A 1,660-nucleotide genomic window follows, 5' to 3' on the forward strand; every position below is an offset into this window, starting at 1 on the left:
TGTTTAGTTCTGCTGTTTCAGCCGCTTAGGGCGACTGCCCTTGGCGGGTGGAATTGACAGAACTATATTGTTCTCTGATTTGCCAAGCCCCCAAACATTGAGCCCGCATCGACGAGGGTTCTTAAATATTATAAAATTGTTGAAATAATACTACACAAAAAATGTCATAAAATTTGATATCCTTCTATTTGACACGCCTCATAATGATTTCTTCTTGTTTAGTTACTTCATTTTCAATACGTTCTAAAACGTCTGTATGTTGCTTATATCCATCAAATAGAGCTTGAACTTTTGGGGTAAGTTCATTTTCAAATCGTATAATGTCGCTTTTATCTGCCTTTTCATCCAGTTTTTTATTTACTTCCTTAAATTGCTCTGTCATTTCAGAATACATTTTTGTAAGAAGTTCAAATGATTTATCTTCCATTATTATCGTCCTCCTATTATATAGTATATATTTTACCATACTCCCTTCAAAATTAATATCAATAAGATAAGAATTTATTTTTCAAATATAAATCTTCAAAGACTTTCCTGTTCAAAATCCACCACACGATCTGGCGGTCTATTGAGTGGCATTTCAGAGAACGTTTTGATTCACAACGTTCCTGAACCAGACCCACAGAGTCTTTCTTCTCTGGCGGGGGCTTGCCCGCCTGCTGAAGGAATGTGGCGAGTCTTTCTTCATGTTCATTCTACAAAGAACTGCTACGTGTTCTTCTTTCGAGTCCTTGTGTGAATCTTTTGTTATAGGATGTTGGACGCCCCGCGAAGGCAATCTTAAGCAATTAAAATCTTTGAGTTTCATTTCCTTTATATTCAGCTAATTTGCCGCTTTTTTTATAAAAACTTTTGAAGCAGAAAGTGCACCATTTTCTAGTGGATTATCTTTTGAATAATAAATTTTTACTTCATCATTATTATGCAATATCATCCACCCATTACCAGTAGAATCAATTATTGAAGCATCTTTTAGATATATATCATGATATTTATTGTCCTTATCTTTAATAACACATGATATATTGTGACCACTAGATTCGGATTCTATGGAGACTATAGTGCCTATGATAAAATGCATTCCACTTTTATCCATATTGTTTTCAAGAATATTTGCAACAATTGAATCAATTTTAATTGCTTCTTCATATTTCATCTCATAAGTAAATTTCCCTTCTTCCATAAAAAACATATTACCCATATGGTTGAATACTCTTTCACTGTCATCTTTAAATTGAATTTTGATTAAGTATCCACCGCCGCTATAATCTTTAGGATTTAATTTTGTTTCTACTGGGTTTATTGAAATAAGATAGTCAACTACACTGGATATTTGGTTGACATCAGTTATATTTAAATCTTCAAATCGCTTTGGAAAACCAGAAATATAAATTTTTTGTATTTGACTTTTATCAATATTTAATTTGTTGTTCGCGTAGTTTTCACTCTTATGAATATTTACCTCCTTGCTTGTGTCATTTTGTTCAAGATTATTAGAAGCACATGCTGATGTAATAAAGCATATTAATATCATGCATACTAATAAAACAATTAGCTTCTTAACCATACTTTTCCTCCTTAAAATAAGTGGTATAAGCACTTTTTACTTTCCTTAATAATTCTACATAGGACAACTCTAAACTCAGCGTCCAATTTCCAA

General features: G+C 32.3%; 2 protein-coding genes. Both read right to left on the reverse strand.

The genetic code is table 11. From position 1 onward, the window contains the following. Window positions 1–184: 184 nt before the first annotated feature. Window positions 185–427 (reverse strand): hypothetical protein, encoded by a 243-nt coding sequence (locus RBH29_RS17580; RefSeq protein WP_148890574.1) that lies wholly within the window; start codon window positions 425–427, stop codon window positions 185–187. Window positions 428–823: 396 nt separating this feature from the next. Then, complete coding sequence (locus tag RBH29_RS17585) at window positions 824–1,567, reverse strand: hypothetical protein (RefSeq protein WP_306698313.1); 744 nt, start codon at window positions 1,565–1,567, stop codon at window positions 824–826. Window positions 1,568–1,660 lie beyond the last annotated feature (93 nt).

Origin of the sequence: Herbivorax alkaliphila (assembly GCF_030848475.1) — a bacterium.
Taxonomy (GTDB): Bacteria; Bacillota; Clostridia; order Acetivibrionales; family Acetivibrionaceae; genus Herbivorax.